Below are 2259 nucleotides of genomic sequence, written 5' to 3' on the forward strand. Positions count from 1 at the left end.
TGACCGATAGAATCGGCAAAATGCTTGGTAAGCATCCCCTGCCCACGTGCCACATGCGCCCACGAGACTCTGGCTAGTGATTCACCTTCAATATAACTATCAAGACGTTCAAAATCGTCTTGGCCTTGAATGTGCTGACTATATTGCCCACCTGTCGGCAAGTCGTCTAAACTTGCAGTTACATATTGCGTCTGCCAGTCAAAAGCCAATGGTTTTGGATAGACCCAAGCAGTACGCGCAAAATAGATGTACGACCAGGCACGCATAATACCAAGTGGATAAACCGTACTGACTGTTAATTTAGGAAGCTCAAGCTGACCACGTTTATAGGTCATAATAGGTAAACGAATAATTTGTTCATCTTGTACGCGTGGTAGCAGTACCTGCAGCTTGGGATCGTTGTTGAGCAATTTACGGCTACGCTTGCTGTTGCGCTTATATTCATGCTCGCTATTTTCTTGATTGTCCAATTGATGTTGCTCAAACCTAAACATCAATTGTCGTCTTGGTTGGCGACTCTCACTACGCACTTGCAGGGTCACCCAGACTGGCGCCCCTACTTCTGCCATAGTGACTTCTAACAATTGAACATGCAGGCCAGATATGTGCAAAAAGGTCACATGAAAGCTAATCAGCCATATACTAATAAGGTAAAAACAAAGCCCCAAAACCAAGTTATTACCGTAATTGATACCAGCAATAAAGGTAATTATCAATAGTATGGCAAAAAGTAGCCCTTCACGTCGGAAAAAAATATAGACGTTGCGCAAATTAAGAGTAGCACTGTCACTTTTAGGAGCACGTTTGGCAAACCAGCGCGCCAAGGCTTGCGTTATTGGCTGAGTCAAAGTACGTGGTAATAAGGTACGTGGTAATAAAGTCATAACTGTCTTATCATTATGGTTACACTATAGCGTGCGCTCAAACCTTAGTTTAAACAATTACTGGTACCTCATGCATAATTCGCTGAGCAATAGTCTGTGAGCCTTGCCCGCCAACGATGTGCGATGGCACAAATCGTTGGCCTAACCTATGATCTGTAACCGCAGCAAAAACAGCTTGAATGTCCTCTGGTGTGACCTCTTGGTGACCTGAGACATAGGCATGAGCCTGAGCGGCACGCTGTAGCGACAATACACCGCGAGGTGACAGTCCATGGTATTCTTGGCTAACTCGAGTCTTTGCAACCAATCGCTGTAGATAATCCAATACGACATCTGCTACATATACCTGTTGAACACTTTGGCGTGCAAGTAATACAGCATCTGTCTCAAGCACCGCCTGTAAGCTTGCAAGTAACTTACGACGATCTTGGCCCCGTAGTAACTCTCGCTCGGCAGCTGGTGAAGGATACCCAAGCGATAGGCACATCAAAAATCGGTCCAACTGGGACTCAGGTAAAGGATAGACACCTGCTTGTTGCATGGGATTTTGGGTAGCTATGACGAAGAACGGTTGAGGTAAACGGTAAGTCTGCCCATCTTGGGTGACTTGATGCTCTTCCATTGCTTCTAGTAACGCACTTTGGGTCTTTGGACTAGAGCGGTTGATTTCATCAGCAAGTAATAGCTGAGTGAAAATTGCCCCTTTACGAAACTCAAAGCTTTGAGTAATTTGATTATAAATGCTCATACCCAGAATATCGGCTGGCAGCATATCATTGGTAAACTGCACACGATTGTATGACAAGCCCAGTAACTGTGCCAGCCCTTGAGCCAAGGTGGTTTTGCCCATACCAGGTAGATCTTGTAAGAGCAGGTGTCCACCTGCCAGCACACAGCTCAGTGCCAGCTTGACCACTTGCGGCTTATCAAGCACGATTTGATTTAATTGAACAAGCAATTGTGCCACTTGACGCTGATTGGCTAAATAATCGCCAGTAACATCGTTTGAATCCTTTAAGACAGCGTCTGACTCTAATGGAGATACAGTATCTGTGTGAGATGCGACATCGTAAGCATGGCTTTGGTGCATAATAAACTACCGACTGTATTAGTGCGTACTGAAATATTGACACATTGACTCGTTTGGAGTGGTCAGTAATAGCCAATACACCTATTTTAATAAGATAAAAACGACAAGTAAAAACGCTCTATTAAATATAGTAACTATAAAAAGCAATAAAGTTGAAAACAAACCAAGCTTGAATAATTGCTGTGATTAGAAACTGGCTGCAGGTTGATTTTCTACGCCGTCTTCTATCTCAACTGGCTCATCACTCATTTGTGTATGCTCAGTATCTATGGGTTTTCCATCGCT

At 44.0% G+C, this 2259-nt stretch carries 2 protein-coding genes; both read right to left on the reverse strand.

Annotated elements, in window-relative coordinates; genetic code table 11:
• On the reverse strand, window positions 1-884 hold an 884-nt coding region (locus ACS8FD_RS13120; protein ID WP_439276217.1), incomplete at its 3' end, for a DUF58 domain-containing protein.
• A 49-nt stretch (window positions 885-933) separates the two neighbouring features.
• Entirely contained in the window at window positions 934-1974 is a 1041-nt protein-coding gene (locus ACS8FD_RS13125; RefSeq protein WP_439261771.1) for an AAA family ATPase, read from the reverse strand.
• Window positions 1975-2259 lie beyond the last annotated feature (285 nt).

Source organism: Psychrobacter sp. 1U2, assembly GCF_051847575.1.